The sequence below is a fragment of the Arthrobacter echini genome (assembly GCF_004803505.1).
GTDB classification, from domain to species: domain Bacteria; phylum Actinomycetota; class Actinomycetes; order Actinomycetales; family Micrococcaceae; genus Arthrobacter_D; species Arthrobacter_D echini.
Genome location: NZ_SSWH01000010.1, coordinates 97,491 through 122,794, shown reverse-complemented (window position 1 = coordinate 122,794; position 25,304 = coordinate 97,491). Strand labels below are relative to the sequence as shown.

At 62.7% G+C, this 25,304-nt stretch carries 15 protein-coding genes and 3 pseudogenes; 10 read left to right on the top strand and 8 right to left on the bottom strand.

What is annotated here, in order from left to right; genetic code table 11:
• Positions 1-223: 223 nt before the first annotated feature.
• From E8P82_RS11920 to E8P82_RS11900, 5 genes are read right to left on the bottom strand one after another with little or no spacing between them, the layout of a single operon-like run.
• The gene (locus tag E8P82_RS11920; protein WP_136455137.1) at positions 224-1,684 is read right to left on the bottom strand and encodes a hypothetical protein; all 1,461 of its coding nucleotides are present in this window, start codon (positions 1,682-1,684) and stop codon (positions 224-226) included.
• Positions 1,677-2,690 (bottom strand): hypothetical protein, encoded by a 1,014-nt coding sequence (locus E8P82_RS11915; protein ID WP_168796568.1) that lies wholly within the window; start codon positions 2,688-2,690, stop codon positions 1,677-1,679. The genes E8P82_RS11920 and E8P82_RS11915 overlap by 8 nt, the downstream gene beginning before the upstream one ends.
• 53 nt (positions 2,691-2,743) lie before the next feature.
• On the bottom strand, positions 2,744-5,680 hold the full coding sequence (locus E8P82_RS11910) for a DEAD/DEAH box helicase (protein ID WP_136455136.1): 2,937 nt from the start codon (positions 5,678-5,680) through the stop codon (positions 2,744-2,746).
• A 4-nt stretch (positions 5,681-5,684) separates the two neighbouring features.
• Positions 5,685-7,094, bottom strand: coding sequence for an ATP-binding protein (locus E8P82_RS11905; RefSeq protein ID WP_136455134.1), 1,410 nt, complete (start codon positions 7,092-7,094; stop codon positions 5,685-5,687).
• Positions 7,091-9,385 (bottom strand): tellurite resistance TerB family protein, encoded by a 2,295-nt coding sequence (locus tag E8P82_RS11900; RefSeq protein WP_168796567.1) that lies wholly within the window; start codon positions 9,383-9,385, stop codon positions 7,091-7,093. The genes E8P82_RS11905 and E8P82_RS11900 overlap by 4 nt, the downstream gene beginning before the upstream one ends.
• Before the next feature lie 647 nt (positions 9,386-10,032).
• On the opposite strand from E8P82_RS11900, the pseudogene E8P82_RS11895 reads away from it, so the two are divergent.
• A pseudogene (locus E8P82_RS11895) lies at positions 10,033-11,234 on the top strand (IS110 family RNA-guided transposase).
• On the opposite strand, the gene E8P82_RS11890 reads toward E8P82_RS11895, so the two are convergent.
• Entirely contained in the window at positions 11,151-11,687 is a 537-nt protein-coding gene (locus tag E8P82_RS11890) for a helicase associated domain-containing protein (RefSeq protein WP_168796566.1), read from the bottom strand. The pseudogene E8P82_RS11895 and the gene E8P82_RS11890 overlap by 84 nt on opposite strands.
• A gap of 88 nt (positions 11,688-11,775) precedes the next feature.
• Complete coding sequence (locus E8P82_RS11885; RefSeq protein ID WP_136455130.1) at positions 11,776-12,099, bottom strand: DUF6221 family protein; 324 nt, start codon at positions 12,097-12,099, stop codon at positions 11,776-11,778.
• Positions 12,100-12,599: 500 nt separating this feature from the next.
• Between E8P82_RS11885 and E8P82_RS11880 the strand changes: the two genes are divergently transcribed.
• From E8P82_RS11880 to E8P82_RS11865, 4 genes are all read left to right on the top strand, one after another.
• Positions 12,600-13,820 carry a metallophosphoesterase family protein gene (locus E8P82_RS11880; protein ID WP_136455128.1) on the top strand — a complete coding sequence of 407 codons (1,221 nt, stop codon included), beginning with the start codon at positions 12,600-12,602 and terminating at the stop codon, positions 13,818-13,820.
• The gene (locus E8P82_RS11875; RefSeq protein WP_136455127.1) at positions 13,820-17,509 is read left to right on the top strand and encodes an AAA family ATPase; all 3,690 of its coding nucleotides are present in this window, start codon (positions 13,820-13,822) and stop codon (positions 17,507-17,509) included. Before E8P82_RS11880 ends, E8P82_RS11875 begins: the two co-directional genes overlap by 1 nt.
• Before the next feature lie 264 nt (positions 17,510-17,773).
• Entirely contained in the window at positions 17,774-18,235 is a 462-nt protein-coding gene (locus E8P82_RS11870; protein WP_136455125.1) for an HD domain-containing protein, read from the top strand.
• Between the two features lie 204 nt (positions 18,236-18,439).
• Positions 18,440-18,787: a histone-like nucleoid-structuring protein Lsr2 gene (locus E8P82_RS11865; protein ID WP_136455123.1), complete on the top strand. Its 348-nt coding sequence runs from the start codon at positions 18,440-18,442 to the stop codon at positions 18,785-18,787.
• Positions 18,788-18,835: 48 nt separating this feature from the next.
• Here E8P82_RS11865 and E8P82_RS11860 read toward each other — a convergent pair whose 3' ends face one another.
• Positions 18,836-19,546 (bottom strand): helicase associated domain-containing protein, encoded by a 711-nt coding sequence (locus E8P82_RS11860; RefSeq protein ID WP_136455122.1) that lies wholly within the window; start codon positions 19,544-19,546, stop codon positions 18,836-18,838.
• A 702-nt stretch (positions 19,547-20,248) separates the two neighbouring features.
• Here E8P82_RS11860 and E8P82_RS11855 point away from each other — a divergent pair.
• From E8P82_RS11855 to E8P82_RS15195, 5 genes and pseudogenes are all read left to right on the top strand, one after another.
• Positions 20,249-20,631, top strand: a pseudogene (locus tag E8P82_RS11855) (transposase); the annotation flags it as partial.
• A gap of 120 nt (positions 20,632-20,751) precedes the next feature.
• Positions 20,752-21,999 carry an IS256 family transposase gene (locus tag E8P82_RS11850; RefSeq protein ID WP_136455120.1) on the top strand — a complete coding sequence of 416 codons (1,248 nt, stop codon included), beginning with the start codon at positions 20,752-20,754 and terminating at the stop codon, positions 21,997-21,999.
• Between the two features lie 50 nt (positions 22,000-22,049).
• Positions 22,050-22,616: pseudogene (locus tag E8P82_RS11845) on the top strand (DDE-type integrase/transposase/recombinase); the annotation flags it as partial.
• Between the two features lie 1,419 nt (positions 22,617-24,035).
• A complete protein-coding gene (locus E8P82_RS11840) occupies positions 24,036-24,695 on the top strand; it encodes a ParA family protein (RefSeq protein WP_136455117.1) in 660 nt (219 codons plus the stop codon).
• A gap of 3 nt (positions 24,696-24,698) precedes the next feature.
• A complete protein-coding gene (locus E8P82_RS15195) occupies positions 24,699-25,286 on the top strand; it encodes a hypothetical protein (protein ID WP_211096869.1) in 588 nt (195 codons plus the stop codon).
• The last annotated feature ends 18 nt before the right edge of the window (positions 25,287-25,304 follow it).

Sequence of the window (25,304 nt, the reverse complement as noted above, 5' to 3'; positions counted from 1 at the left end):
CTCGAACACCTTCGCGGCTCAGCCCTGGGCTTCAGGAACCTCACCAACTACATCACCAGATCACTCCTGGAATCAGGCGGCTTCAGACCCCAACTGCACTCTCAATTACGATGAGCCCCCAAAACAGACATACGCGCCGTTATCAGGCTTTTGGCTCGAGGCAGGCAGTGTGTTTGGACTAGTTTGAGCATCGCGAGGACTGCCAGGAGTGATGCCTGTGGGATTAGTCGAGGAAGTAGGCGTGGATTTTTTCCTCGGAGTCCAGGATTTCGTCTGCAGGGACGCCGAGTCGTCGTGCGAGCTCGGCTGATCCAAGGAGCGCGATTTGCACGTCGGGTGAGAAGGCTCGTTCGAGCAATCCGAGGTAGTCGGACATGCCCTCGTCCAGCTTCTGTATGAGCTCCTGATGCTCGGCGGCTAGTTGCTCGTCGAGGACGCGTTGCTCGTCCAGGTAACGCTCGACCAATTCAGCCTCTCGCGTGGAGAGGGACGAGGCGACCGTCCTGTACATGATGGCGCCCACTGTGTTGCCGATGACGGCGCCGAGTACGGGAACAGGGATGACCGCCTGGCCGACGAAGGAGGACAGCGCGCTCACGGCGGCTTCCAAGGACAAAAGCTCCGCGTTTTCGATGAACTCGAGCTCGTCGATCTCGCCGCGGCGGAGCTTGTTCGCTTGCTCAGCGATGCCGAAGGAAGCGGTGACGATTGAGCTGGCGACCGCTGCGGACGTGGCCGTGAAGTTCGTCAACGCGTAGATGCTGGAGCCTCGGATCCCACCTTTACCGAAGCTCACGCCGGTCTGGCCTGCGATGTCGATCCAGTCCTGCTGAGTGAACTCTCGAAACTGCGTGCCTTGCCGCTTCTTGGCGACCACGGCCAGCACGAAAGCCGTGCCACCCTCGACTGCGGCGGCTGTCAGGGTCGCCGACGCTCCTTCTCCCAGAGTCGGCAGGCTCTCCTGGTATGCGTTGTCACGCAGGGACCGGTCGATGGAACGGAGTGAGTTCTCCTCGTCCGCCATGGTGGACTCGTAGACGCCCCTTTGGACTTGACGGTACTCAAGCGTTGAGGGCTCGAGCGATTCAAGGTCGATTGAACCCTGCCGGAAGAACGCGTCGATCCGTCGCCAGTCTGTGAAGGACGGCCCGTCGCCGCTGCGCGACAGGAACTTCCCTGATTCCTCCGGTGGCATCGAGTACAGCCTTTTGACCACTTCGAAGTGATCACGGGGAATCTGGTACTTCCCGCCGTTCTTCACATAGTCGGGGTACTTCTCAAGGTGCTCGGTGATTGCGCCCAGAGAGAAGCGACCACCGGATGCGACGAACTTTTGCTGGATGTCCACACTGCCGCGAACGAGGTCCACCGGTCCGTTGTCGTTCACCCACTGGTAGACAGGATCCTGGCCGAGGATATGCTTGCGGGCATTGCCGATGCCCACCTCCGCAAGTTCAGCAATGAAGCCGTGCATGCCGTGCTGACCTCCGCGATTGGAGGTGACCACCTCGAGATTGATCCTCTTGACCGCGTCGTCGACGCTGCTCAATGCGTTCAGGAGGTTCTCGTCCTGCTCTTTGAACGAGCTCAGTAGCTGATCGATGCGTACCTGGTTGAGATAGTTCACCCAGGAGGCAACTGCCTGCTCCTGGTTGCTCTTGATAAACTTTGTGAAGTCATTCATCAACGACGACCCATTCGACACGCTTAGACAGCAGGGCGGCGCAAGACTTCGTGTTGTTCACCAGGACTGCCAGGCTGTTCTGCTGGGAAGTCGAGAACGAACGGAAGTCTGCGCCAAAGCACGCCAATGCTCCGACATACGAGCTCATCAGCTCGAGGCGCAGCGCCGTTGTCTTCTGGAGGAGATCATCGATCTGAGCGTCGCCGCCCTTGACCGACGCGATGTTCCGCTTCAGCGCAGCCAGTGCTTCCTGCTTTGCCTCCCGTGTCTCCAACTTCTTCTTCGAGAGCAATGCGATCGACGCAAGGAGGGAAGCTCCTGCAACGGTCCATCCCACAGGTCCGGCCAGCGCCAGCAAAGCGCCTCCCGCGGCAGTACCTCCACCTCCGGCAGCCAGGGCGCCGCCGCCCAGCCACGCGAGAGCGGCGTTGCTCGCGGCGGCCCCGGAGAGAGTGGAGATCGCGGTGCCAGTGGACGCAGCACCGAAAGTAGTAGCAACCCATATGGCAGCCGTCGGTGCAACACTCACGACTGCAGCTCCCGTCGCGAATCCGGCGCCCGCGCCGACAGCAGAACGCTTCGCGGCTTCGAGATCCTTCCGGGCGAACTCCTCCACGTCCAGGAACTGGGCTCTTTGAGCGTGGATTTCACCTAGTGAGGCGTCGAACGACTTCGGCGTGTTCGCGATGCTGTTTATTAACAATTCGACGAGTTCAACCAGGTCCGCCGACCGTTCGCGCTGGCGCAGGAGTGTATCTCCCTTGTCGCTCATCTCGGTGAAGGCTGCGTTGTACTCCGCTATGACCTCCTCGTAGGGGGGGTCTGCTGCCTTCGCGGCCAGTCTCTCGACTTTGTCTTTGGCTGCTTCTGTAGCGTCTTTGGCAGTCTGCTTGACGCTTCCAGCCTGCTCGACGATGTGCGTGGAAGCACCCCGCAGGGCCCTGCCGATGCCCTCCTTGGCATTGCTGACGTCGAAATGTGCAATCATCTGTTTCCCCAACTCCATTACCCGTCGTTCCTAGAAAGAGAGTATCGACTGTGAATGACACTGTTCACACTTCATGAGTGGATGCGAGGCGGGCTTCCGCGGGCTTTCATGCGGTGACTCAGACCTCCGGTACCTCTTGCGGCGCTCCACGCATTGGGAATAGTTATGGGCTTGGGTTCGAAAACATGCTGGTTTTCTTCCACTCTTTGCTGGAGGTAAGTCCGCAGAATCCCTACGGCTGCCGCCGCGTCAGCAAGGGCGGTGTGTGCGTTGCCGGTATCAATGTCCAACCGCTGGCAGACCGCAGCAAGAGTGGCAGGGACGTCGGGCTGAAAGTATCGACTGAGCTCCATGGTGCACAGCACCGGCCACGCCGGTGCTGATATCCCGGCCCGCTCAAATTCCGCTGTCAGGAAGCTCAGATCGAAGGCCGCGTTGTGGGCAACAACAACGGCACCTGAGAGCTGTGCGGCGATCTCATTCAGCACGTCGGCGAAGCCGGGAGCATCGGCGATGTCTGCGGAGGTGATGCCGTGGATATGGGTGGGCCCGGTGGGTTGGTAGGGGTTGATGAGGGTGGTCCAGCTGCCCTCCCGCACGCCTTGGGCGTCCAGCCGGATGATCGCGATCTCGACGACTCGGTGCATGTGTGGGGAGAATCCGGTGGTTTCGACGTCGATAACCGCGAAAGGCGTCTTCCCGGGCACGACCGGAAGCCCCGGTGATGATGACCGGAGGGGTTTGGCAGGGCCCGTGCGTGTGTCGCCCGAGTGTATGTTGGGGTCAATTTGGGCGAGTCGTTGCAGGGTGGACCATGCTCCCGGCACATCCAGAGAGCTGGCAGCGTAGGAGTGGGTGAGCAGGTCATCATCGAGCTGGACGTCGTGTTTGTCCTGGGTTTTGACCAGTACGGTCTGGGCGAGCTCGGTGGGGTGCGGTCGCTCGGATGCTGCTAGTTGGTGGAGAAGATCGGCGAGTTCGGCGGGGGATATTTTGCGGCAGTTCAGGGCGACCCCGTCCTGGCTGGCTGCGATGCCTTCGCTGGAGAGCAAGACCTGGAGGGTGTTCATGATCCGGTCCCCGGCCCACGGGAAAAGGAGTGTGTCATCGCCCCAGGGGAGTATCGCCCGGTGGTGCAGACTCAGGCGTTTGTAGGATTCGCGCCCTTGGGAGGCAAAAAGCCGGCCGTTGTGATCGAGGTAGGCAGGGATCGTGTCGTTTTCGTAGAGCCGGTGCATGCGCCGGCGGATGCCGTCGGCGATTTGCGCTCCCGCCCCTGTAAAGGCGGGAGGTTTTCCGCCCGCGGCTTTGGCGAGGTTGATGACTTTGCCGGCGAGGTCGACATCCAGGACCCGCCATCGGCGTCCTGCGAAAATGAGCAGGCTACCTTCAAGGACCGGGTGGTCAATGGGGATGGATCCAAGGGTCCGGCCCGAGGCCACGAGGCGGTATTCCTCCGCGGTCTGGAACGCGCTGTAGAAGCTGTAGTGGTTCACTAACCGCTCACCGATTCGCCCTGGCAGGAGGGTTCCGTCTGAGGCCTGCGTGAGGATCTCCTTGCTACCCAAGGTTCTGAGCAGTTGGATGAACATGCCCTGGTCAACATGGCGGAACGGTCCCACCTGGCAGAGGGCACTGAAAAGTTCGGTTGCTTGGGCGCCTCCGTGCTGGGCTATCACGGAGAGGATTTGTTGGATCAGGGTGGAAAGGTGCAGACCTGAGGTGTTGGGGGGCTCGTACCATTTCTCGAGCAGCAGTTCAACAATCGCGAGGGTTTCGAAGGTTCCTGTGCGCAGCTGATCTACCGGTGGCGTTCGTTCGTGGAGGGGCTGTTCGGACACGTAGAGGCGCAGGGTCGCTGGACCGTTTCGCCGTCCCGATCGGCCCAGCCGCTGGCGCAGGGCGGAGACGCTGCCGGGAGATCCTATCTGTGCGACCGTGTCGGCTGATCCGATGTCGATGCCCATCTCCAGGGTGGAGGTGCAGATGGCCGTGGCTGGGGTTTCGGTCCTCCGGAGCCTGGATTCGACGTCTTCGCGGAATTCTTTGGACAGGTTTCCGTGGTGGGGGAAGAACTCGTTGGTTACCCGGTTGTGTTCACTGATCTCTTGAAGAAGATCGGCGTAGGTCTCCACATTGGCGCGTGAGTTGGCGAAGACCAGATTGTCCCGGCCGCGGAGGTTTCGGAAGAGATGTTCGGCTATCGCGCGTTTATCGATGTCACTCTCCGTTTCCTCCTCGTCTTCAGGGGAGGAAGTTTCCGGATCCGGGCCGGTGCCGGTGGTGAGGTAGCCGCGCAGTTGCATGCGCAGTTCCGCGCGGTCATCGTCTGTTCCACCGATCAGGTGCACCGGCAGGGCCCGGTCCGGCCGGAGGAAGTCTGCGGCTACGGACAGGTCCGAGAGCGTGGCGGAGAGACCTATGCGCGGGACTTTCCGACGGACTGCCAGTTCCACCCGATGGAGCAGGGACTGTAGCTGCGCCCCGCGTTCGGTTCCAATGAAGGAGTGCAGTTCATCGACCACGATGTACTGCAGGCCGTGCAGCAGTACCGGGATGCGGGTGCCTTGGGTGATTAAGAGTGCTTCGAGGGATTCCGGGGTGATCAGGAGCAGCCCGTCGGGTGCTTCCCTGAGGGTTTTGCGGGCCGCCCCGGTGACGTCTCCGTGTCGGCGGTGTACTGGGACTTCGACGTGTTCCGCGAGGCTGCTGAGCCGTTCGTACTGGTCGTTGATCAGGGCCTTCAGCGGTGAAATGTAGAGAGCCTTGATTCCTGCGGGGACGGGTCCGGTTTCAGCTGCGCTGGCCAGGGCCGAGAGGATCGGCAGCCAGGCGGCTTCGGTCTTTCCGCTGGCGGTCGCAGCACTGATGATGACGTCCGTGTTAGCGGCCAGGATGGGGTCCACTGCTTGGGCCTGAGCGGTCCGCAGCTGCTGCCATTTCTGTTCCCAGATCCAGGTTTGGACACGGCGGTGCAGCCTGTCGAACGCGGCGGCGGGATCACTCATGAGCTCACAGCTTGAAGGCGGACAGTTCGTCATCGTCCCTATCAGCCAGCGGACTGCCTTGTGGAGCACCGAACCCTGGATTGGCCGATGTCTCTGCCGTCTGCGTGGGCGCCATGGGGTGTGGCGCCGGCCCCGCGGGTGGCAGGGGGGCGAGGTCGGGGTTGGACTCGTGGTCGAGTTTTACTCCCACGAGTAGGTCTTCCCATTGGCGCCCGGGGTTTTGTTCCAGTACCGCGAGCAGATCCAGGAAACTCTTGATGGTGTTGCGGGGGGTGCGGAAATAGGCGTCGCCGATGCGCTGGGCACAGTGGAGCATGTAGGCGGTGATGCCTTCATCGGGAATCAGATACGCCGATTCCTCCCCTCCGGCCTGGACGTGCCGGAGCTTGGTCAGCAGGACATAGAAGTCTTCCGGGGTCAGGCTGGACAGGCGCAGGATGGGCCCGGAGTAGTCCACGAGTCCGTCGACGGCGTAGCTGTTTTCCTCGAGCCGGGACTGCAGGGCGGCATATGAGTAGAGGCCACGGCGCGGGTCCAGGAGGAAGTCGGGGGTACCGCCGAAAACGAAGCCCAGACCCGATGCGGTGCCTTGGGTGGAGTCGTTGAGGATCCGGAGGATCTGTTCGTAGTTGGAATTTCGGGCCTGGCTGTTGGCCAGCTTGTACAGGTTCACCATTTCGTCGAGGCAGACCAGGAGGCCTCCGAAACCGGCGAGACGGACGAACAGGGCCAGCAGCTTGAGCTGGTCATAGAAGTTGGAGTCATCCACGATGGTCCGTACTCCCAGGGCAGCGCGCGCATCGGTTCGGGTGGTGAATTCGCCGCGTAGCCACCGAACGGCGTCGGCCTTGAGTTGTTCGTTCCCGGTGTCGTGTCCTTGCCAGTATTTGGCGATCACTTCGGCGAAGTCGTATCCGCCGGTGAGCTCGGACAGCTGATCGAGGTTGCGGCGGATGATAGTTTCCACGGCCTCGCCGGAGGCCCGGGACTCAGTGAGGGCCTGCGTGACGAAGCGTTCCACCACGCTGGACATGGCGCCGCCGTCGGCCTTGGCTCGGGTCGACATGTTGCGCATGAGCTCGGCGTACAGGCTTCTGGCCTGCCCACCGGTGGCCTGCAGGCGCCGGTCCGGTGAGAGATCGGCGTGGACCGTGACAAGTTTTTGCTGCAGGGCAATCGAGCGGATCAGATGCAGGAAGAAGGTCTTCCCGGAGCCGTAGTCGCCGATGATGAAGCGGCTGCCGGCTCCGCCGTCATTAATACGGTTTATGTCCGAAAGCAGCGCTTGCACTTCGTTGACCCGGCCCACCTGGACATGCTGCTGGCCCATCCGCGGGACCACGCCTGCACGTAGGGACTGCAGCAGCGCGTCCCGCTCTCTGGGGCGGATGGCGGCAGTGGAAGGACTGGTCATGAGCAAAGCTCCTTTAGAGCGTAGACATTGATGATGAGGATCTCATCGCCTTCGATGAGAGGTTCATCAGAGGCGTCAAGGGCTGCTTCGTTCAGCGTGTCCAGGGCACCGTCCGGCAGCAGCCCGTGGTGGGCGGCGAGGTCCTCGAACTCGTTGCGGTCCAACTGGTTGCGTCCTGCCAGAGCGTGCAGCATCGAGGAGTGTGCCTGATCGAGGCCGGCCACCGGAAAGGCAGCGCCAGGATTGGTCCCGGCTGGTTCCTCGGGTCCGGGCTGTTGCGGCCGTTCCGGTCCGCCCGGTTCCGGGGCGGGCAGGGTCTGGTCCTCGTCGAAGATTCCGCCCAGCAGGGCTGACACCGCGGCTGTTTCGCTCATCTTGGCCTGAATGATCGTCGGGTCCAGCACGAATCCTGTTTCGGCCGGGGCGGTGGTCGGAGGTACGGGAATGGGGTAGCCGGGATCCGGCTCCCCTGCCGGACGGACCGTCACCGGCCCCCGGGCCGGGGCAAGGGATCCCGTCATGGCGGCGTGGAGCCTGCTAGATACCGTTGATGCTTCTAGGCCCAGCAGTTTGTATATCTTTTGCAAGGTGGTGACTTCGGCCGGTGCGATGTGTCCGTCGGCTGCGGCTACTGTGACGAGCATGTCGCCCACTGCGGCCTTTTGTGCACCTGAAAGGCTTTCCAGGCGTTTGGTGAGTCCGGTCAGTTTCACTTCGGTGGCACCGAGCCACTGCAAATGCGCCTGGAGCCGGGTGCGTTCGGGTGTGGTCAGCTGCAGGGATGATTCCAGGTGGGCGGTGAGGTGATCGAGTTCGGCCGGCAGGATATGGCCGTCGGCCGCGGTGACGGCAGCGGCGAGGTGCATCATCGTCAGGGCGGTGCTGTAGGCAGGGGTTGGGGAGTGTGGGCTGCCGGGTTGAACCCGGAAGAGCACCACTGGGGTCAGCTCGCTGACCGCAGCACCTCCGAAGCGGACATCGGGTTCGAGGGCGGCGCCCAGACTGTCCAGCAGGGTTACGAGATTGACGGTTTCGGGCTTGCTGAGTTTGCCGGTCGCACCGGCGGGCCAGTGGTTGAACAGCTCTGCTCCGGAAATCAGCGCGGTTCCCGAAGCTGCCAGTTTTTCCGTCAGCCAATCCTGGAAGTCCCGGACGGACCCAGTGCTGCCGTCGATCAGATCCCTCGGTAGAAGTGCGGCAGCGGCCAGGGTTCCTGCCTTGTCCGGATTGCGCCCGAGCCACCGGCTGTAGGGTTCCAGCTCAGCGCTCACACCGTCGAAGACTTCTGCGAGCTTCCGAAGGGGCGCCTGCTGGGCGAACACATCCGGAATGTTGTCCATTTCCAGATCGGCCTGGCCGATCTGGGAGCTGGCCGTGTGATAGCTGGTTCTGATTGTGGTCTTGCCCGGGCGCACGGTGAACCCGTCCCCGAATTTTTGCTGGTACCTGAGCGTGAAGAGCCGGGCGAATTCCTCAGTGCACCGGGAAGCAGGGGTGCGTACGGGGATTTCGGGGTGGAACCATGCCCAAGCCAGAGCCCATCGCGCAGGAATCGGGTTAGCGTTCGCTGCTAGGTCGCCCAGCCCGACTTTGAGACTGATCGGAACCAGCCACCGCGACTCGGTCAGGGCCGGCGGTTCGCCTCCCGCCGAGGCCGGGCCCTGCATCAACATGAAGTCGATTAGATTCAAGAATCGGGACGCATATCCGGAAAACGAACTGCTACGGTCCCCGTGCAGGTTGAGCAGGGACAGCATTTCAGCCCTGATCGGGACCAGCTCGCCCGCCAGGGAGGGGTCCCTTCCGATGTCCACCAGGACGCGATGCTCGAGCCCGTACATGAACAGGAAGACATAACCGATCGGCACCTCGGGATAGCGTCGTCCGTCCGCCAGCCAGGTGAGATACGCAGCCCGCGCGGCTGGTGTGATCGATTCATAGGAGGGCCAGTAGTCCAGCGACTGCCCTGCCCAGTCCGGGTTCTGCGAATTGATCCTGAGTGCGGGATTGATCAGGGATGATTCTGTCCCGCCGTTGGGAGAGGTCAGGGCTGTGCCGACATAGATCAGGCCACCCATGATCAGGTAGCCGCCGACCGGTACCGCCTCGCCGTATCCGTACCAGCGCGTCTTACCCGATAAATGGCTAGACTTCTGAGCTGAGGGAGGGGCATTCGGTGCACGACGTACTGGAAGAGGGCGATCCACAACCGGCGGAACCGCCGGAGAGGAGAACACCTTCGTCCGCTCAGCCTCGCCCGATAAAGACCGCAACCAACTCAAAAAACCCACGAGACCCCCGGTTCCTGTGCAGATGAAATTTATCGTGCAGCCAGTCAATTCCCTGTAAATACTAGAGCCACAGTTATTCTCCAGCCCCCGCCTACAGCGTGTCGCTGTCGGCTGTCAGCCAAGGCAGTTCTCCACGCGCAACTAGACTCACCCTCCGTACGTCGCAGTCCTGATGAACGCATACAGTTCTGGCCCAACGTCATGACTCGCAGCAGTGGTCAGCTGCGGGTGGGCGGGTACCAGCCGGGCAAAGCCTGATTGAGTCGCTGGAGGCGGTCGGGGCATAGCCGGCCCTTCCGGGTACCGGACGCGGTCATAGATCGGGAACCGGCCCATCTCAACCTGAAACTGGCGGACGTCGTCGAGGCGCCGCTCCCACAGTGCGTCGGCGTTGCCTCTCCGGGTGCCCCGTTACTTTCTTCGTAAGCCCAAACGGTGTGAACTGTGAGGGTGTTGGCCTGTCAGGTTCGGCATGATTCTTGCCCCCAGTCGTTCATGATCCGGGGGGTGTTGTCACCGGACCTGATTGGCGTCGGGTGATCGCTAATAGGGGCTCGACCGGGACTTGTTTCCTTGGCCGTTCGTAACGTGGATGCCGAACTCGACGCTGTGGACCAGGCCGGAAACCTCGAGTGGACGGAGCAGTCATGATCGAGAACTACGACAGCGTCGACGTGTTCGTTGGCGTCGACGTGGGCAAGGGCGAACACCACGCCGTCGCCCTCACCAGGGCGGGCAAAGTCGTTCTCGACAAAGCTCTGCCCAACGACGAGGCGAAGATGCGGGCGGTGCTGAAGAAACTCAAACAGCACGGAACCGTCTTGGTCGTCGTCGATCAGCCCGCCACAATCGGAGCCCTCCCGATCGCCGTCGCGCAGGCCGAAGAAGTTCTCGTCGGATACCTTCCGGGGCTGGCGATGCGCCGTATCGCCGACCTCCACGCGGGAGAAGCGAAGACCGATGCCCGCGACGCTGCGATCATCGCTCAGGCTGCGAGGACCTTGCCGCACGCGCTCCGGTCGATCCAGCTCGCTGATGAGTCCATTGCTGAGCTGTCGATGCTGTGTGGTTTCGACGACGACATCTTGCAGCAGATGACCGCTACCAGTAACCGCATCCGCGGCCTGCTCACCCAGATCCACCCTGCGTTGGAGCGGGTTGTCGGCCCGCACCTTGACCACCCAGCGATGCTGGACCTACTCCAGCGCTACCCATCACCGGCAGCGATGAAGTCAGCTGGCACCAGCCGGATAGCGACTCGGCTGTCAAAACTCGCCCCGCGAATGGGGCGCCGGCTGGCCGAGGAAATCACTCAGGCGTTGAGCGAGCAGACCGTCGTGGTCGTGGGCACCAACGCCGCCGCGACGGTGCTACCGCGCCTGGCGGAGCAGTTGGCAGCGCTGCGTCGGCAGCGGTCCGAGATCGCGGTCGTGGTGGAGGAACTGGTCGAAGCCCACCCTCTTTCACCCGACTCCTGACCAGCATGCCCGGAGTCGGGGTCAGGACCGCAGCCAGGCTCCTCACCGAAGTCGCAGGGAAGCACTTCGAGACCGCAGGCCACCTCGCCGCCTATGCCGGCCTCGCACCGGTAACCCGACGATCGGGCTCCTCTATCCGGGGCGAGCATCCCTCCCGACGGGGTAACAAGATCCTCAAACGGGCCATGTTCCTGTCAGCTTTCGCCGCCCTGCGCGACCCGATCTCGAGAACCTACTACGACCGGAAGATCGCTCAAGGCAAGCGCCACAATCAAGCCCTCATAGCCCTATCCCGCCGCCGCTGCGACGTCCTGTTCGCGATGCTCCGCGACGGCTCTCTTTACCAAGCCGATTATGCCGTAGCCGCTTGACGAACCACATAGGGGCACCCCCACTCCGTTGAGGGCCTCAAGCCCGTCGGGGGTTAGGGTACCGGCGTCGTGGTTCCTGCGCTGGTTCTCCACCCACCGATACAACACCCGGGCCTCATGGCTATCGTTCTGCGCCGGGATCTTCCCGTGCTCGCGCACGTGGGCTGTGAGGTGGGCGTAGTGTTCCCACCACGCCTGCTCCCGGGTCCGCCGGCGGTGTTTCTTGTTCGCCGGCCACGCGGGCTGATCATGGATCATCCAACACCGGTCAAACCATGCTGGGTCCCGTTCGATTTGCCGGTCGGCGGCGCGGACCACGCGCTTCACACTGACCCGGCACCAGGCGGCGATTACCGGTACGGGCACGCCGCAGGAGTACATGAGCAGCCACTCCTGCTTGCTCTCACGCGGCCCACACAGGCCCTCATCCTCGGACGAAGTCGGCTCATCCACGCACACAGTAACCGTCGTCACGTCGTCACGTCGTTCTGACGGCGTCCCCATCGGGTCAGTAGGGGCTTGGATGGGGTTTGCATAGGTGTCAAGGCGCCCAGTCCGGGTTGTAGGCGGGGTGTGCGGCCCAGGGCAGGGCGAGCAGCTCGGGGATCTTGCCTCTGTAGTCCTGGTTCCCGGCCGGCGCATACGCCCAGTCGATGCTCTGGACGCGTGCGACCAGGTGGCGTTTGACCTCACACTCGGTCAGCAGCCGCTCCCCCACTTGGGCTGGCATTACCCCGGCCCCGGCGAGGACTTTCAGATCGTGAGTGACACGCGCGAGGATGAACGCGGCCAACTCATCCATCGGATCAACCTCGCCGGCGGATCCCGGTTCGCCCATCCAGCCTATCCGGTCCGCCTGGTCCATCCGGGCTGTCTGGCCTGTCTGGCTCGTGCTGTTCGTACGAGCATGGTGTCGAGGGTAACCAGAGGACCCGCGGGGCGGGGTGCGGCGCTCCCACCTGGAGACGGCTTTGAGCTCTACCTTTCGGGCTCCACCCGCCCACACATGGATGCCCCACCCCCGTATGTCAGTAACCAGGCTCTGCTGTTCAGGTCGCTTCCCAAGTATTCAAACCTGTGTTCTATTTTAAGGACAGTGTTTAAGGGACGGCGAGCAGGACAGGATAGACACACTCACGCGCAGTTGGGTCAGGACGAACGCAAGGAGCGTCGTGCACGTCAAGGTATTTCGGATAGCTGGCGTAAGAAACATCATTTTCGTGAGAGCTTGATGTCTATTGAGGCACCGATCCGCCCACCTGCCTGCGCCTTCAAATGGGAAGAGCCGCGTAGGCTCTGTCGGATCATCATTTACTGACTTATCGTTGTGGCCGAATCGCCACTATCAGAACTCTTTGGGGGAACATGCGTATTGTTCACGCAGCTGACATTCATCTAGACAGCCCGTTGCGCGGCCTGATGAGGCTCGGTGACGAGGATGTCGCTCGGCAGTTGCGGCTAGCGTCGCGGCGGGCGTTAGAAAACTTAGTGGCCATGGTCGTCACCGAGGGCGCACAGGCCCTCGTCATCGCAGGTGACACCTATGACGGAGACTGGCAGGACTACGCGACAGGCCGGTTCTTCTCCGAACAAATGGCAGTCCTAGAGGCGCACGGAATCCCCGTGTTCATGGCTTCCGGGAATCACGACGCGGAAAGTCAGATCACGAGGACGTTGCGGCTCCCCCCGAATGTTAATGTTCTTTCTACCGATGCTCCGGAGACGGTCTGCCTTGATGATCTCGGGCTCGCCATTCACGGGCAGGGGTACGCGACACGTGCGGTGACGCAGAATCTGGCCCGGGCGTACCCGCAGCGTGTTCCCAATTTGGTGAATGTCGGTATCCTCCACACCGCCGTAGCTGGGGCTGAGGGTCACGAGACATACGCTCCGTGCACGCCGGAAGACCTCGAGCGCGCGGAGTACGACTACTTCGCACTCGGGCACGTGCACCAAGGAGGCGTCATCAACAACGGCCATCACGTCGCTGCCTTCTCCGGTAACCTGCAAGGCCGGCACCCCAAGGAGACAGGTGCGAAAGGAGCCTTAGTCATAGACGTGGAACCCGACGGTCGAGCGCAGCTTCGACACGTGCCCCTGGACGTCGCCCGATGGATGACTATCGATGTGGATGTTACCGGTTTCGCGACCTTTGATGACGTCCTCGAGGACATCGACCAGAAACTCGCCGACGCTGCGACGACGACAGAGAGACGGCTTTTGGTGGCTCGCGTGGAAATTGCTGGCGAAACACAGGCGGCGGGGGCTCTAACGCATCGGGAGGATGTCTACGAGAACGTCGCCAACCTCGCGGCTCGCCATCGAGTGACCATTGAACGAGTCCGTTCCCGCGCGACAGCCCCAAGCGACCAGCAGTCGGTGGACCCCGAACTGCTCGTTGCGCTGCAGAATTCCGCGCCCTCGCTGGCGGAATTGCGAGACATGGCCAAGCCCCTCGCCACGGAAGTCGGCCGATCGCTTCGAGCCGGTCCGGGTATAAACCTCGACGACGATATTTTCCTTCAGGAGCTCGCGAAAAATGCGATCGACGACCTGGTGGCGCGTCTCGCAGGGGAAGGCAACTGATGCGCATTCGGTCGTTGTCCATGAAACCGTATGGCGCGTTCACGGAACGTTCCATCACTCTCGAGCCGGGCCTGAACCTCATCGTCGGCGTCAACGAGGCCGGCAAGTCAACGGCCCTCGACGCCCTCACCGACTTCCTCTGGGGCATCCCGTCGTCGTCTCCGCAGACATTCTTGTACGGACGTCAAGCCCTCGCCATCCGCGCAACTGTGCAACTCGATGACCAGAACGACACAACCGTAAACCTGGTCCGGCGAAGTGCAGGACTTACCGATGAGCACACTGGAGGCGACGCCGAACCCACCTGGACGGCTTCCGGAGGCACGCGAAGCCGATGGAGAGACTCATTTGGCCTCGCCCACAAGGACCTCCGTACAGGCGGCGAACAACTCTGCCGCGGCGAAGGCGACCTCGCCGAACTCGTGTTCGCGGCCCGCAGCGGCAGAAGAATCCGAGATCTACTCGTCAACGTTCGCTCGGTTGCGGACGATCTTTACAAACCCCACCGCGGCAACAAGTCCGTCCGGGTGCGAAGCACCCACCTGCAGTACGAACAGGCCGTCGACGCGGAGAAACAAGCGACGGCGAACAGTGCGCAGGTCCAGTCCGCGCGCGAGGCTGTCCTCCGCTCAGCCGCTGACGTTGAACGAGCGACTCAGCGAACCACAGCAGCACGAACCGAGGAGGAAACGGCTAAGCGTCGGCTCTCCGCGGCACCCCACGCTCGCAATCTGGCCGACGCCCTCAACCAAGAGCGCGACATCATCTCCGCCGGTCCCACCCTGTCCGAAGACCAAGTCGAGACGCACGCTAACGCACTTCATCGGACAGCAGCTGCGGACGGCATCCTCGAGACAAAGATGACAGAGCTCGAATCGGTGACGAGTGCCCGGGCAGACATCGTCGTGGACGAGGCGGTGCTGGCCGACGGGGAGACGATCCGCGAGTTGCATCTCAATGCGGGGGCTCAGCTTGCGGGTGGACAGCGGGCAGCCGAACTACTGGACGAGGCGGAGCATCTCGACCGAGTCGCCCTGAAAGAACTGCAGGACATCACGGGCCCGACGGAACGAACGTTAACGCAACTCATCGCGGACCTTCACGTCCCCGCCGAACGGGTGAACCACTTGGACGCGCTGGGTGCCGGCCTGGACGAGGCGAACAAGAAGCATACGGTCAAGGAGCAAGCGGTGAGGGAGGGCGGAAAACGGCTCCGTGACGCAGAGGCTGCGGATACGGGTATTCCTATGGAGGCCGCTCAGGCGGTTCGCGAAGCCGTCAACGCTATTCACGCCGACGGGTCGGCGACGAACCGGCAGCGGGACGCTTTTACCAAGAAGGCGGAGGCGGGACGACGTCGAGATGAAGCCTTGAGAAGAGCAGGCCTGCCCGTCGGGTTCGGAACGCCGGCTTCCATCCCATCCGAGAAAGCTCTCCGCAGCGCATCGGAACGCTTGAAATCTACGCGTTCGGACGAAACCGATACCGCAAGACGGCTCGAAGGGATTCAGCAGACACTTGCGTCGGCCGAAGAAGAACTCGGTGGGGTGACGGTCGAGGGTGTTCCCGATGAGCGGGCGCTGCAGAACGTTCGCTCCGAACGCGACCATGCTGTAACTCAGGTCTTCTCGGATCTGGAGGACGGGCGGACACCAGAAGATGTCCCTGCGCTTCGCACGCACCTCCAGGGCACCATCGCACAGGCGGACGATATGGCCGACGCGCTCCGCCGTTATGCCGATGATGCTGCGCGTCTTGCCGAGGTGACGACACGAATTGCGCTCCACCGGGCCGATCTCGATGAAACCACCGGTCTTCTCGCCAATCGGTCCGAGGCGGTTGCAGTTGCCGAGGGCGCATGGCACCTCATGTGGTCGGCGTTGGGGGCCACGGCACCAGAACCCGACACCGCGCTTCTGGTCCACCAGCACCTCATCGACGCACGCGAAGCCGAAGAAGAAATGGTTGAAGCAAGAGACCTTGCAGCCTCGCTCGGCGAGCAGGTCACGGGTCAAGCTACGTCCCTCCGCAAAGTACTCGCGACGGCGGAACGATCCCGTCCCGACTTCAATCTGGACGCACTCCTAGAAACGGCTGAGATGTTGCTCCAGGAAGACGACAAGGCTCGAGAGACACGAGCGATAAGGCGCCAGCTGGCTCTGCAGAACGCCGACGCGCTCACCGAACGCGACACGGCCGCGACCGAACTCGAGAACGTTCACCGCGCTTGGCGGGACCTACTGCGCACCTGCAACCTTCCCGACGACCTCAGCAGTGCGGCGTGGTCACGACGGCGCGACATCCTTCATTCAGCCCAGGAGAGCCGAGACAAGGCCGAAGACCACCGCCAAACCGGCAACGACGCGAGAGACCTCCACGAAGAGTGGGCACAGGCAGTCGCCCATCTCGCTCAACGCCACAACGTCGTGGCCAATCCACCCGAAGATGCGATCGCGACGCTATCCACTCGATTCGAGGCTGCACGTGCTGCCCGCGACGAAGCGAAACGACTCGACAGCGAGGCGGGGAAGCTGACTGCTGTTATCGAGAAACAGCAGGGCATCCGGACGCTAGCGCACGACGAGCTGCAGGCTCTTCTGTCCGACGTCGGGCTGAAGACCTTGGACGCCCTCAACGAGGCGGCGAGCCGGACCAAGGAAAGTCAGAAGTTGGCAACAGAGATCGCTGCACGGCGGGCGCTTGTCAGGACCGCGCTGCACGACCACCAGGCCGACGACACCATTGAGGAACTCGACGAAGTTCTCCACGCAGCTGTCGACGCCGCCCACACCAAGGTGACCGAAGCGGAAGAAGCTCTTCGCGAGAGCATCGCCGCGAACGCCACCGCCATGGAATACGAGCGGAAGCTCATCAATGCGCCCGGTGCAGCAGAACAGCACGCACGCGCACAAGAGTCACTCGCGGCCGTCGCCGACTACGCCGAACAGTTCCTCGTGGCGCATATTCAAGCAACCGTGCTCGAGCGCGAACTTGACGCCTACGAACGCAAACATGCCTCACCACTGCTCGATGGGGCAGGAACCTTCCTCGAACGCCTCACCGGCGGGCGCTATGTCGCATTCGCTGCCCGAGACCTCCCCACCGGCCGAAGCCTCGAAATCATTGGGGCAGACGAAGAGCGCCACGGGCCACAAGACCTGTCGGAAGGCACCGCCGACCAGGTGTACCTCGCCCTCCGCCTTGCTGGTATCGCCTCCCTGCAAGCCGAACGAGCGAACGAAGGAGCACCTACCCTCCCCGTCGTCCTCGACGACATCCTCATGACCTTCGACGACGCCCGAGCGACAGCCGCCCTGCAAGTCATGGCCGAGCTCGCCGACAAGTGGCAGATTATTGTGTTCAGCCACCACAGCCACCTCGCCGACCTTGCCACCAACAAAATACCGACCGCGCACGTGTCCCGCCTCGATCATCCACCCCACATCACGGCGTCCCGGGCCGCATCGGAAGTACGCGAGCGAGCCCACACGCCCGTTCAGCAACACGCCCCTACCCGGTCACCATCAGCGCGCAAAATGAAGACAGGTGCAGAACCAAACTCTGATCCTGGCGCCATTCGAGAATGGGCTCGACGGCAAGGACACAGTCTCGGCAACCGCGGCCGCATCCCCGCCAACATCACCGCCGACTACAACAAAGCTCACGCTGGACTCGACCACCTCGCCTAAACAGCACGCCGAGCCAGCCCTGACGAACTAGCAAGGACCAACAATGTCGTTGGCGAATCAGTCGTTACCTCGTAACTGACCCGCGGATTCCGCGGATTCCGTTCTGGCGCGCCATGCACGTTGCAGCCCACAAGCCATCCATGGGCAGCCGGTGGTGGGCGTCCCGCATTTGCTGCCCGATACAGTCACAAGAGAGCCCCGAAACCGCCACGAACATCCAGGACATCTTGGACAGTGCACGTGTGCCCCGGCCCAGGAGGAACCGTGAAGGATATAGCCACGCCCGCGAACATCATCGCTGCGACCGCCCATGACGAGCAGACAGATAAGGCCGGCGCCCCCTACATCACGCACCCGGCACGGGTCGCCGCCGCCGCCCGGCACGCCGCCCCGGCCCACCTGGCGGAGCAGGCTGAGGCCGTAGGGTGGCTGCACGACGTCGTCGAGGACGCCAGCGTCACGATCGAGCAGCTCCGCGCCCTGGGCTTCCCCGAACCGGTCCTCGCCGGCGTCGACGCGATGACCAAACGCCACAGCGAAACGGTCGAGGAATACTTCACCCGGGTCAGGGCCAACGCGCTGGCGTGCATCGTGAAGAAAGCCGACCTCGACGACAACACCAACCCCGAACGCCTCGGACAACTTGATGCTCCCACCCGGGCACGACTCGCCACGAAATACCAGCGCGCCCGCACACTCCTCGCACTGGACGGCGCCGACCAATAAGGCCACGGCGGATTCCCCCGTGGTGCGTCGCATTGCTCACGAATCGTCTCCTCACGCTCTCGTACATATGCGCGAACAAGCGAACCCGAGTAGCGGCCGATCATTCTTGCGTATTGCGTGGTGTGCGCCACACATTGATATCGCGATAGGCTGAAGGTAATGGGGCCAAAATACCCGACAACGATTTCAGGAGTGACAGAAACTATGGCACAGCGTGTACAGATCGAATTGGTCGATGACCTCACCGGTGACGTGGCCCAGGAAACCATCCGTTTCGGTGTCGATGGCACCGAGTACGAGATCGACCTGACCACCGAGAACGCGGACAAACTCCGTACCACCCTCACCGAATACGCGGACAAAGGCCGGAAAGCCAGCGGCCGGCGCGGGCAGGGCAGTAAATCCCCCGCCTCCTCCGGGACAGCATTAGATAAAGCCAAGCGCGAGGAAACGCAGCGGATCCGCCAATGGGCCAAGGACAACGGGCACACCACCAGCTCGAGGGGCCGGGTCTCCCAATCCATCGTCGACGCCTACAACGAAGCCCACTAACACCCCCAGGGTCAGGACCAGGCACCTGCCGCACAGCCGGCTCACTCATCAACGTTCTACTGACCGCGCTCTTCCCAAAACCACCTCGTTCCAGCCAGGCACGACCTGGTTCAGGCGTTGGAGCCTGTCGGGGCGGAGCCTGCCTTTGCGGTGCCAGGTGCGTTGCCGGCCGAGCCACACCGCCAAGATCTTCTCCTCCGGATACCGGGCCTTCTCGTGGCGGGGAAACCGGCCCCGCTCGGCCCGGAACAGCCGTAACTCCTCGAGGCGTCGCTCCCACAGCTCCTCCGGGTTGCCTTTGCGGGTACCGACCCACTCCCCCACCGTGTCCAAGGCGACGATCTTCTCAGCGGCGAGGTTGCCTGCATCGAACACCCGGCGCTGATTCTCAATCCACCGGTACAACACCCGCGCCACCGTGCTGTCGTTCTGCGCCGGTAACCCACCATGGGCACCAACATAGGCAACGAGCTCGGTGTAGTGCTCCCACCACACCTGGTCCCGGCTCCACCTCCCCCGCTGCTGGTGGTTAGCTGGTGCCGGCTGGTCGTGGACGAACCAGCGACGGGCGAACCAGCCAGGATTCCGGGCCGCTTCCCGACGGACGGTCCTACGCACCATGGCCGTATCGGCCCTGCACCAGGCAGTAATCCTCTCCACCGACACACCGCGGGAGTAGAACAGCAACCACTCCTGCCTGCTCTCACACACACCATGGGGGTACTCGTGCTCAGCGAGGATCAACTCATCGAAGCGCACCCGCGACCCTCCCTCTTACGTAGCAGGCGGTGGCCGCCACCGGATCCGCTGACGCAATACGATTCAGCAGCTTTCGGGTCACCAGCAGCTCTCACATCATCGAGCAGTCACCGTTTCGGGCACATCACCCGATCGGCACCACGGTCCTTGAGCGAAAGCCCGTAGCTTCTGGCGTCCTCAGCGCCGACACGCATAGCTGTGAATTCCTAGCCCTTGGATCCCCAGCGACTACGTATTGCCTGCTCAACAGCCTCACGAACCGTGATGCCTTCAGCCTCCACTGCTTGATCGAGTGTCTCTTGAACATCCTGGGAGAGCCTCGTACTGAAGGGGAAAGTTAGTTCGCGCCTCCGCTTTGCGACCTTTGGTAACGCTTGCGGCTGGTGCTCAGCAAGTGCGGACGATTGGTCCTTTACCGGGCTCGGCACGAAGTGCACGGGGTCGACGGTTTCATCGGGAGCCGGTCTAGGACCACGACGAGTGAGCGCAGGCGGGCGATCTGGCAGGTTATCGGTCATCGAATTACCTTCTTTGCGAGCTCGGTGTACGCATCTACAACAGGGCCGCCTTTGCGGTATTGGCCATACCACTCCTGGGTCAGGCGCATTTCTTGCACGATTGTTCGGTGAGGGACCCAGGGGGTCAGTAGTGAATCCCCCTAGGTTTGATGCCGCGTCTTTTCTGGTCAGGAAGGATGTTGTCATGCCAAAGAGTATTGATCCCGCGATCAGGGAGCGTGCCGTGCGGATGGTGCTCGAGCAGCTCCCGGAGTACGCCTCCATCAGCCAGGCCTGCGCAGCGGTCGGAACGAACCTGGGCGTGGGGAAGGAGACACTGCGGAATTGGGTACGAAGAGCCCAGATCGACGCCGGGGAGCGCGAGGGTCTCACGACGGCCGAGGACGAGGAAATCAGACGGTTGAAAGCAGAGAACCGTCGGTTGCGTGAGGACGTGGCGATCTTGAAAGCCGCGACGACTTTCTTCGCGGGGGAACTCGACCCCCGCAAACGTTGATCATGGGATTCATCGATCAGATGAGGTCCAAGGGGCACGTGGTCGAGTCGATCTGCCGGGTTCTGCGCGAGTAGTGCCCCATAAAGTGGTGTAGCTGCCGGTGGCTGGGTGTTCTCGTCTTGGACGTGGGCGCGGCCACCGTGTGATCCTTCGAGGAAACTCTCACATCCCACTCGAAAGGCATCTCCACGATGACCGCTCCTCATATTGTCGACCCTGCACGCCTCCTCGGCGAAGCCCTGACTGACGCGTCCCCAGATCTGATGCGCACCCTTCTGCAGACCATGATCAACGCCCTTCTGTCCGCTGATGCCGACGCGGTGATCGGCGCCGAATGGGGTCAACCCACGCCCGGCCGCACCACGCAGCGCAATGGCTACCGGCACCGCGACCTCGACACGAGGGCCGGCACGATCGACATTCAGATCCCGAAGCTGCGGCAGGGCACGTACTTCCCGGAATGGCTCCTCGAACGCCGCAAACGAGCTGAGACAGCCCTGATCACCGTCGTGGCCGACTGTTACCTCGCGGGCGTCTCGACCCGCCGGATGGACAAGCTCGTGAAGACCCTCGGGGTCCACTCGTTGTCGAAGTCGCAGGTCTCCCGCATGGCTGCGGAGCTCGATGAGCAGGTCGATCAGTTCCGCCACCGACCCCTCACCGATGCTGGCCCGTTCACGTTCGTCGCCGCCGACGCTCTCACGATGAAGGTCCGCGAAGGCGGTCGGGTCATCAACGCGGTCGTCATGGTCGCCACCGGCGTCAACGCCGATGGGCGCCGGGAGGTTCTCGGCCTGCGCGTCGCGACGTCGGAAACAGGCGCGGCATGGAACACGTTCCTCGCCGATCTCGTCGCCCGCGGCCTCACCGGTGTCCGCCTGGTCACCTCCGACGCCCATAGGGGACTGGTCGAAGCGATCGCCGCGAACCTGCCCGGCGCGGCCTGGCAGAGATGCCGGACCCACTATGCGGCGAACCTGATGAGTGTGACGCCGAAGAGTCTGTGGCCGGCAGTGAAGGCGATGCTCCACAGTGTCTATGATCAGCCCGACGCCGCCGCGGTGAACGCCCAATTCGACCGCTTGCTGGACTACGTCGACGGGAAGCTACCCGACGCCCACGAACACCTCGACGCCGCCCGGGATGACATCCTCGCATTCGCGGGGTTCCCCGAAGGCCTCTGGCAGCAAATTTGGTCCAATAACCCCAACGAGCGCCTCAACCGAGAGATCCGCCGCCGCACCGACTCCGTCGGGATTTTCCCGAACCGCGACGCGATCACCCGACTCGTCGGCGCCGTCCTGGCCGAACAAACCGATGAATGGGCCGAAGGTCGCCGCTACCTCGGCCTCGACATCCTCGCCAAGAGCCGACTCACCATCGTCGACGACACCGACGGAGCCGAGGTGAACGAACCAACACTCGCCCTCAGCGCCTAACTCACCAACCAGAAGGACACCGAGCTACACCACTACCAGGGACTTGACCCCTGCGCGAGCAGGGCTGTCGGATCGCTGCGCGCACCTACCGATCCTGGCGTGCGCAGAAGGTTGCGGTCCGAACGCTCACCGATGCAGCTGTCATGAACGCGGTCCGCGACGCGGCCTGGACCACTGATCAGATGGGTCGGGTGCGGCTGGCCCCGGAAGGACTTTATGGGCGGGCGAAGATGCTGGCGCTGTTGCGCCGCACCGGCCACCCGCAGGCAAGCCCTGGATCCGTTGACCGGGCGATGCGCGCCCTGGGCTTGAGCGGGGTGCGCCGTGGCAGACCGGTGCGCACCACGGTGGCTGGTAAGGACGGGGTGCGGGCCGGGGCCCTGCTCAACCGTGATTTCACCGCGGTCGCACCGAACACGGTATGGGTCACCGACTTCACCTACGTACGCACCTGGTCTGGGTTCGTCTACGTGGCCTTCATCGTCGACGTGTTCGCCCAGCGGATCGTGGCCTGGCACGCCCAGAACACCAAGCACACCTCGCTGGTAATGACTCCACTGCGAATGGCGCTCCGCTGCCAAGTCGCAGCGCCCGCAGGCCGCTCCACAGCGAGTCATTCCAACCCCTCCCCCACAGCTTCGAGCAAACGCTCCCACGCGACCGGTCCATCTCCTCAAAGGCAGCCGAAACATCGCACTTCCGAACCTCAAAAGTTCGGTGCTACCAGCGGCCACCGGCGGCACGGATACTGGAAGGCACTTGCAAACTTCCGCAGTTCGTAACTTCCGACGCGATCGTCTTCTAAACTTCGGAAGTTCGGCAGTAAGGGCGCGGATGTCTGCAGGCTGACGAGCTTCCAGGCCCTCGCGTTTGGGGTTAGCCAGGCCCAACCAGCACCGGGGTTTGGTTCTTCCGGACTTCGGAGGTTTGGCAGTACCGACGTCCCACTCTTGTACCCATGCAGCCTTCCGCAGCTCGGCAGGTCGGAGCCTCCAGACTCAGAGAGATTTGGGGTCCGTGTTTTCCGGACTTCGGAAGTTCCGCCGAACCGGCGGCTCGACCCTGTACCGGCACGAGACACCAGACCTCGACCGTTCGTAGCCGCCAGGGTCAGAATGTACCGAGGATCTGTGCTTCCGAACTTCGGAAGTTCGGTACTGTGCACCTGCAACCGCCTCGGACCTCAACTTGGCAGTCAGTGAACATCTGAATCGGGAAGTTCCGAATCTTGGCCCTCTCGGACTTCCGGACTTCCGGACTTTGGCAGTACGGGCAGCAACGGACCCAATCGAACGGAACACCAGCGCTCAGCAGATCATCACCACCGAGACCAGGCGTGCCCGGGCCTCGGACCTTTCGAACTTCCTGAGTTTGGTAGTGCGACACTCGAGTACGTGTCGGCGAAAAGCCCCAGACCGCAAAAGTATGACCACCGAAGCCCGCTCGAAGTCCGATCCTTCCGGACTTCGGGCGTTCGGCAGTAGTGAGGCCGCCCACAGCTCAGCTGTCCAAGCTCACGCACCTCGCCAGGCAGCCACCCACGAATCGACCGGGCCTTGTCCTTCCGAGCTTCTAGACTCAGTAACTCCGAAACTTCGGCAGTGCTCCCGCCCCTTCAGCGACACTTGGCCGCCAGGCTATGAACCTCGGGAGTCTGGCGGTGCAGCGCCCGGTCTAACGCCGGAGTACCGTTCTTCCCGTTTGCCGAACTTCGTAAGTTCGGGCTAGCGGTGGTGGCTCACGCGCGTAGGATCTCGCGAGAAGCATGAACACCCAAAACTCCCGTAGTTCCAGAGCACGGAACTGCGGGAGTCCGTAAGTACAAAACTACAGACTTCGGTACGTCGGAACTCACCGACGGTTCTTCCGGGGTGGGGGAGGGGTCCACTGGTAGGTTGGGTCCGTTAGCTTGCCGGCTGACAGCTGGAACTCTGTAAGTTCCGTACCTTGGGTGGCCCTATGGCCACTCCATCTAATGCACGCAGATTCCTACTGCAGCCGGACCATTTGTCATTGCAGCGAAGGATCCGTGCGACATGAGAGTTGTCTCTGTCATCAACCAAAAGGGCGGCGCCGGTAAGTCCACGACCGTCATGAACCTGGCGTCGGTGGTCGCCGAGCACTCACGCGTGCTCGTCGTAGACGTCGATCCGCAGCTGTCCGTCACCTCGTGGGCGACCACGGCGGAAGAACTTCCTGATGACCGTCGGCTGCCTTTCGACGTCGTCGCGGAGACGAACGTGCAGGTCCTCGCTCAGCTACGCGGTGCGGATTACGACACGATCTTCGTCGACACTCCCGGAAACCTGGAGAACATGGCGGTCCTGAAGGCCGTCGTGGCCAATTCGGACTTCGTCATCCTGCCGACCGAGCCAACGGCACTGGCCATGCTGCCTCTGGTCAACACGTTCAAAAGCATTGTCGAGCCCGGGGGAGTGGACTACCGGATCGTCATCACGAAGGTCGACTCGAGGTCCCTGGTCGATGCCACGGATGCCCAGGACGAGCTGCGCGACGCCGGCCTGAAGGTCTGCAAGTCGTATGTGCGGTCCTACAAGGTGCACGAACGTGCGCCGCTTACCGGTCAGGTCGTGACTACTTATGACAAGACGCGGGCGGCCGAAAAGGCCGGCGCGGACTACAAGGACGTTGCCCGGGAGCTCTTGAGCATCTGGGCCAATCAGGAGACGAGGTAGATCATGGCGGTCAAGAAGGGGTTGAAGGGGCTGCTGAACCAGGGCAGCCAGGAAATGCTTGCCGCCATGCAGCGCGACCAGCAGGACGAGGCGGATCGCGCCACGGGTAGGGGAGTGGGGCCCACTCTGCCCGTAGCCGCGCCGGCAGGGCCATCGTCAGCAGTCGCTACGGCGGTCAAGGAGCCATTAGCAGCCCGACCCGCGGCCCCGGCGGTTCCCCAGCCCGTTGAGCCCGCCCATGAGCCGGCTCCTCGCGCTCAGCAGGAGCCTGTTCCGGCGGCGCCCAAGCAGGCGGCTCCGCAGCCCGAGAAGAGCGCGGGAGAGCGGACCACAGCGGCGGAGCCCAAAGCCGCGAAGAAGCCATCCTGGGAGGAAATGGACCGCAAGGAAGTCCGTGTCTATGGGGACCAGGTGCTCGCTCTGACGACGCTCCGCATGAAGATCAACAAGGGGAAGAAGGGCCCGGAACGCATCACGGACAACACCCTGATTCGTACCGCCATCGACCTGCTGTTGCAGCACCAGGACGAGCTCGGGGGAGTGACGGAGAACGAGATCCGCGCTTCCTGTGGCCTCGACCCGCGCTATTGACCTACAAAACTACGGAGT